General features: G+C 71.0%; 8 protein-coding genes. All 8 read left to right on the top strand.

The genetic code is table 11. The features are described from left to right. On the top strand, window positions 1-1,212 hold a 1,212-nt coding region (locus BM064_RS27695; protein WP_092866332.1), incomplete at its 5' end, for a hypothetical protein. A gap of 116 nt (window positions 1,213-1,328) precedes the next feature. Beyond that, entirely contained in the window at window positions 1,329-1,541 is a 213-nt protein-coding gene (locus tag BM064_RS26000; protein ID WP_092866329.1) for a hypothetical protein, read from the top strand. 9 nt (window positions 1,542-1,550) lie between these two features. Beyond that, a complete protein-coding gene (locus tag BM064_RS25995; RefSeq protein ID WP_092866327.1) occupies window positions 1,551-1,820 on the top strand; it encodes a DUF2312 domain-containing protein in 270 nt (89 codons plus the stop codon). Between the two features lie 11 nt (window positions 1,821-1,831). Continuing rightward, window positions 1,832-3,475, top strand: a complete 1,644-nt coding sequence (locus BM064_RS25990) for a DUF935 domain-containing protein (protein ID WP_092866324.1) — start codon at window positions 1,832-1,834, stop codon at window positions 3,473-3,475. Continuing rightward, on the top strand, window positions 3,468-4,475 hold the full coding sequence (locus tag BM064_RS25985) for a phage head morphogenesis protein (RefSeq protein WP_092866321.1): 1,008 nt from the start codon (window positions 3,468-3,470) through the stop codon (window positions 4,473-4,475). Before BM064_RS25990 ends, BM064_RS25985 begins: the two co-directional genes overlap by 8 nt. Further along, window positions 4,475-4,708, top strand: a complete 234-nt coding sequence (locus BM064_RS25980; RefSeq protein ID WP_092866318.1) for a hypothetical protein — start codon at window positions 4,475-4,477, stop codon at window positions 4,706-4,708. The genes BM064_RS25985 and BM064_RS25980 overlap by 1 nt, the downstream gene beginning before the upstream one ends. An 86-nt stretch (window positions 4,709-4,794) precedes the next feature. Continuing rightward, complete coding sequence (locus tag BM064_RS25975; RefSeq protein ID WP_092866315.1) at window positions 4,795-5,298, top strand: phage virion morphogenesis protein; 504 nt, start codon at window positions 4,795-4,797, stop codon at window positions 5,296-5,298. 152 nt (window positions 5,299-5,450) lie between these two features. Beyond that, window positions 5,451-5,972: phage protease (locus BM064_RS25970; protein WP_218161133.1), on the top strand; the 522-nt coding region annotated here is incomplete at its 3' end.

The following is a 5,972-nucleotide window of genomic DNA, read 5'->3' as shown; positions in this document are numbered from 1 at the left end:
GCCCCGCGCTCGCTGCGCGGCAAGCAGGGCGTGGTGATCATCGACGAGGCCGCCTTCATCGAGCACCTGGCCGAGGTGCTGAAGGCCGCCTTCGCCTTCCTGATGTGGGGCGGCCAGGTGGTGGTCTGCTCGACCCACGACGGCGTCTCGAACCCGTTCAACGAGCTGGTCGGCGAGGCGGTCTCCAGGGCCAAGCCCTACGAGCACATCCGCATCGACCTGGACGATGCGCTGCGCGACGGGCTGTTCCGGCGCATCTGCCTCATCAAAGGCGACGCCTGGACGCCGGAGGCCGAGGCCGAGTGGCGCCGGCGCCTGGTCGCGACCTATGGCGACGGCGCCGACGAGGAGCTGTTCTGCATCCCGAGCCTCAGCTCGGGCGCCTGGCTGCCCGCGCCGCTGATCGAGAGCCGGATGACGGCCGACGCCCCGGTGCTGCGCCTGGAGCTGCCGCCGGACTTCCTCCAGAAGCCCGAGCGGGAACGCGCCGGGCTGCTCGCGCCATTCATGGCCCAGCTGGAGGCGGCGCTGGAGGCGCTCGACCTCGATCCCCAGTACGCCGCCGGCTTCGACTTCGGCCGCGTGGCGGACCTCTCGGTCTTCGACCTGCTGGCGATCGAGGCGCGCCTGAAGCGCCGCGAAGCCCTCTCGATCGAGATGCGCAACGTCCCCGGCGCCGAGCAGGTGATGATCGTGCGGATGGTCCTGCGCCACGTCCGCTCGCGCCTGGTCGGCGCGGCTTTCGACGCCACGGGCATGGGCTGGATCCTGGCCGAGGAGATGGGCCGCGAGTTCGGCCTGCGAGAGGGCGAGGACGGCGCCGGCCTGGTCTGGGCGATCAAGTTCACCGAGGACTGGTATCGCCAGCACATGCCGCCCCTGAAGACGGCGTTCGAGGACGACGAGATCGCGCTGGCGAAGGACGCCGAGCACCTCTCCGACCTGCGGGTGATCAAGGTGGTGCGCGGCGTCCCCCGCGTGCCCCAGACCCGCGAGGGCGAGAAGGGCAAGCGCCGCCACGGCGACTACGCCATCGCGCTGGCGCTGGCGCATTTCGCGAGCCGCCAGCGCTGGGTCGAGTACGGCTACACGCCGGTCGGCCGCGCCTCGGATCGCCGCCCCGGCGAGATGCACGATCTGCCCGACGACCGCGGCCCCGGCCGCGCCTGGTGGACCCCGCCGCTCGGCGGCGGCCTGAGAGGAGGACTGTGACGATGCGACTCGCGCCGACCACCGGCGAATACCTCGCCCTGCTGCTGTTCGTGGCCGTCTGCGCCGCGGTCGTCGGTGGGCTGGCGGTCTGGCTTCTGATCTGAGGGAGCCCAGCCATGATCGACAAGAAGCCATCGCCCTGCGACTGGTCCGACCCGCTGCTCCGCCCCTACTCCGGGGCGAACACACCGGCTCCCTACCTCCATGATCGTCCGTCCGCGCGGGTGTCGTCGCTGCTCGGTCCCGACGGCGAGCCCCTTCTCGTGCCCATCCCGCGCCGCGCAGTCGGGTTCGACCTGCGCGCGCGGTCCGACCGCGACGCTGAATAGGAGCCAGCCATGGAAGACCAGGACGACGACTTCTCGACCACCACCGTCTCGGCCGGCCAGCTGCGGGCCGTCGTCGAGCGCATCGAGCGGCTGGAGGAGGAGAAGAAGGAGGTCTCGGAGCAGATCAAGGAGGTCTACGCCGAGGCCAAGGGCAACGGCTTCGACGCGGCGACGCTCCGCAAGATCGTGGTGCTGCGCAAGAAGAAGCCCGAGGAGCGCTCCGAGCAGGAGGCCATGCTCGAGCTGTACATGAACGCCCTCGGCATGCTGCCGGGCTGAGGAGATCCACGATGGCCCGCACCCCCGTCCTGGTCGATCGCTACGGCCGCCCGCTCCAGCGCAGCGTCCTCACCCAGGAGGTGGCCGCGCCGACCATCGGCGGGGTGCGCCAGCCGATCTCGGCCTATCCGGCGGACGGGCTGAACCCGCAGCGCCTGGCGTCGATCCTGCGCGAGGCGGACCAGGGCGACCCGGTCCGCTTCCTCGAGCTGGCCGAGACGATCGAGGAGCGGGATCCGCACTACCAGGGCGTGCTCGGCACGCGCCGGCGGAGCGTCAGCCAGATCGACATCACCGTCGAGCCCGGTTCCGACGACGCCCGCGACGTCGAGATCGCCGACATGGTCCGCGACTGGCTCGACCGCGACGAGCTGAGCGACGAGATATTCGACATCCTGGACGCGCTCGGGAAGGGCTACTCCTTCACCGAGATCATCTGGGACACCTCCGAGGGGGACTGGTGGCCGGCCCGGCTGGAGTGGCGCGATCCGCGCTGGTTCCGCTTCGAGCGGCGCGACCTGGCCACGCCGGTGCGCCTGGATGACGGCGGCCAGGAAGTCCCGCTGGAGCCCTTCAAGTTCATCTTCGCCACGATGAAGGCGAAGAGCGGCCTGGTCCTGCGCTCGGGCCTGGCCCGGGTCGCCGCCTGGGGCTGGATGTTCAAGGCCTACACCCAGCGCGACTGGGCGATCTTCACCCAGACCTATGGCCAGCCCCTGCGGGTGGGCAAATTCGGGGCCGGCGCGACCGAGGAGGACAAGTCGACCCTGTTCCGGGCGGTCGCCAACATCGCCGGCGACTGCGCGGCGATCATCCCCGAGAGCATGGCGATCGACTTCATCGAGTCGAAGAACGTGGGCCCCGGCTCGGAGCTGTACCTGCAGCGCTCCGACTGGCTCGACCGGCAGATCTCCAAGGCGGTGCTGGGGCAGACGACGACGACCGACGCGGTCTCGGGCGGTCATGCGGTCTCGAAGGAGCATCGCCTCGTCCAGGAGGATATCGAGCGCGCCGACGCGCGTCTGCTGCAGGGCATTCTGAACCGCGACCTGATCCGGCCGTGGGTCGACCTGCAGTACGGTCCGCAGGAGCGCTACCCGCGCCTGCGCATCGCCCGCCCGGAGCAGGAGGACCTCAAGCAGCTGGCCGACGCCCTGGAGAAGCTCGTGCCTCTCGGGCTGCCGGTCAGCGTGAACGAGATCCGCGATCGCTTCGGCCTGGGCGAACCGGGTCCCGACGACGAAATCCTGGGCGTGAAGACCCCTCCGCCCCCGCCGGCCGCCCCCGCACCGGGCGCCCCGGCGCCCGGTGGCCCGGTTAAACGGATATCCGGGGTGGTTAAACGGGAGGCGGCCGATCCGGGTCTCCCAGCACCCCAGGCGGAAGACGGGGCTCCTGAGGCCGTTCTTCGGGGGGTGGCGGTGGAGGAGCTGCTGACCGACCGTCTCGCGGTCGAGGCCCAGCCCGCCATGAGCGAGATGATGGCCCGGATCGAGGCGATGGTCGAGGCCGCGCAGGACATGGACGAGCTGCGCGAGATGTTCCTCGCCGCCTTCCCCAGGCTCGACTCTTCGCGGCTGACCGACGTCATCGCCCTCGGCCTGCTCGCGGCCGAGGGTGCAGCCCGGGCCGAGGTGGTGGACCTGGATGGCTGATCCGCTCTCCGGCGTCCTGCGGCGACCCTTCGACCAGCAGGTCGCCGCGTTCCGCGCGCGCCTCGGCGAGCTGGTCCCGACCGCGCGCTGGGACGACATCGAGCGCGAGGCCCACGACCGCGCCTTCATGGTCGCCGGCGCGCAGAAGGCGGACCTGCTGGCGGACCTGGCGGCGGCGGTCGACCGGGCGATTGCGGAGGGCACGGGGATCGAGGCCTTCCGGAAGGACTTCCGGGCGATCGTCGAGCGCAACGGTTGGCATGGCTGGACGGGCGAGGGCACGGCCGCCGGGGAGGCCTGGCGGACGCGCACCATCTACAAGACCAACATGCTGGTCTCCTACGCCGCCGGCCGGCATGCCCAGCTGCGCGAGGGCGGGTTCCCGTTCTGGGTCTACCGCCACTCCGGCGCCGAGCACCCGCGCCTCGATCATCTGTCCTGGAACGGTCTGGTGCTGGAGGCGGATCATCCGTTCTGGGCGGAGCACTACCCGCCGAACGGCTGGGGCTGCGGCTGCAAGGTCCGCGGGGCCCGCACCCGGCGGGGATCCCGGCGGCTCGGCGGGGATCCCGACAAGACGCTGCCCGACGACTGGGACGCCATCGACCCGAAGACCGGGGCGCCGAAGGGCGTGGGCAAGGGCTGGGATTACGCCCCGGGCGCGTCCGTCCAGGGCGAGATCCGCTCGGCGACGCAGAAGCTGGTCGGCTGGCCCTACCAGCTCGGCAAGGCCTACCTGACCGACCTGCCGCCGGCGCAGGCCGACGCCGTCTCCCAGGCCTATCGCCGCCTGCCGTCGCTCGCCGACGACCTGAGGCGCTACGCCGAGCGGGCGGTCGGCGAGCGCAACGGCGCGCCGATCGCCGGCCCCGTGATCCAGGGGCCGTATCGCACGCTGGGTCTGCTGACCTCCGAGCAGGCGGATCGCTACGGCGCGCAGCTGGGACAGGACGTCTCGCGCTTCGACTACACGGTCGACAGCGCCGCGGTCCGGCAGTGATGTCCCGGCACTCGGATCCCGCGGTCGAGACCTCGCGCGGCCAGGTCCCGCTCGAGCCGTCGACCTTCGCCCTCCTGCCGCAGCTCCTCCTGGCCCCGGACAGCTCGCGCGTCGACGCGGGACGCATCGTGCTGGAGCGGGAGGTCTCCGGCGGCCGCCTGGTCGCCGTGTTCCGCGTCCAGCCCGGGCGGCGGATGCTCGTCCTGGTGACGATGTGGCTGGAGCGGCTGTGAGGGTGGAAGGCGCCCCGGAACTCGACGGCCGAACCGAGCCGGGCCCATATCCCGGTGTCCCGTAGCGCCTGCAGGGGAAGATAGCGATGCTGCGCGTCGAATTGAAGTCTGATGAAGCCTTCGCCGCCCTCGACCGCCTGGCGGGCGCGCTCGACGACATGAGCCCGGTGATGGCGGACGTGGGCGAGTTCCTGCTCGAGTCGACCGAGGAGCGGTTCGACCGGGGCGTGGATCCCGAGGGCGCAGCCTGGGCGCCGAAGTCTCAGACGACGATCGACGCTTACGTGCGGCGCGGCAAGGCGGTCGACCGGCGGCCGCTTTGGGGTCCCGGCGAGGGCGTGCGCCTGGCGAAGAGTTTCAGCTATGCCTCCGGACCGTCCTTCGTCGAGCTGGGCACCAACGCGATCCAGTCCGCGGTGATGCACTTCGGCGCGAAGAAGGGCGCATTCGGCAAGACGAAGCGCGGAAGCTCGATCCCCTGGGGCGACATCCCCGCCCGCCCGTTCCTCGGCCTTTCGGAGAGCGACCAGGCGAACATCGTCGAGCTGGTCGAGGAGTGGCTCGAAGAGATCGGCGCGCGCGGCCGTTGACCGCCCGCCCCGGGCGCCGCAGGCTCGGGGCGTAGCCGGCGCTTCGGCCCTCGCGAAGCCGGTGTTCAAGCCCCCTTCAAGGCGGTTTCCCTCGTCCCTCCGCAACATGTTGCGGATGTTGGAGGGGGCTTCGCCTGGGCGATGATTCGCCCATGAGGACGCACCCCCATATCGCCATGATGGCCGAGCAGCCGCTCCCCGCTCCCGACAAGGGCGCGGACGCGCCGGAGTGGATCCACCTGCTGCCCGCGCCCGCCGATGGCCTGGTGCAGACCGCGGACAGCCGCGGTCCCTATCGCCTGGAGCGCGCCGCTCTGCAGTCGGTCATCGACCGCAGCTTCGAGCGCGCCCCTCAGCTCGAAATCGACATCAACCACTCGTCCTTCACCGCCGCCAAGACCGGCGGCCGATCCGATGCCGTCGGTTGGATCGTCGCGATGCAGACCCGCGACGACGGGATCTGGGGACAGGTCGAGTGGACCGACGAAGGCCGCAAGCTGGTCGCCGGCAAGGCGTACCGGAGGATCTCGCCGGTCGTCTACCACGACCGGGACAAGAACCTCCTCTCCATCGCCAACGCCAGTCTGGTGAACCGACCGAACCTGCGCGGGCTGGCCGCGCTCAACTCTGAGGAGGCCCTCATGGACGAGGTGCTCGCCAAGCTGAAGAAGATG

Source organism: Albimonas pacifica (genome assembly GCF_900113695.1).
Taxonomy (GTDB): Bacteria; Pseudomonadota; Alphaproteobacteria; order Rhodobacterales; family Rhodobacteraceae; genus Albimonas; species Albimonas pacifica.
This window is presented reverse-complemented; position numbering and strand designations above follow the sequence as displayed.

What these genes read in the sequence shown, in the direction of transcription:
- BM064_RS26000 (WP_092866329.1), top strand. Translation starts at nt 1,329, where the DNA reads ATGATCGACAAGAAGCCATCGCCCTGCGACTGGTCCGACCCGCTGCTC.
- BM064_RS25985 (WP_092866321.1), top strand. Translation starts at nt 3,468, where the DNA reads ATGGCTGATCCGCTCTCCGGCGTCCTGCGGCGACCCTTCGACCAGCAG.
- BM064_RS25995 (WP_092866327.1), top strand. Translation starts at nt 1,551, where the DNA reads ATGGAAGACCAGGACGACGACTTCTCGACCACCACCGTCTCGGCCGGC.
- BM064_RS25975 (WP_092866315.1), top strand. Translation starts at nt 4,795, where the DNA reads ATGCTGCGCGTCGAATTGAAGTCTGATGAAGCCTTCGCCGCCCTCGAC.
- BM064_RS25980 (WP_092866318.1), top strand. Translation starts at nt 4,475, where the DNA reads ATGTCCCGGCACTCGGATCCCGCGGTCGAGACCTCGCGCGGCCAGGTC.
- BM064_RS25990 (WP_092866324.1), top strand. Translation starts at nt 1,832, where the DNA reads ATGGCCCGCACCCCCGTCCTGGTCGATCGCTACGGCCGCCCGCTCCAG.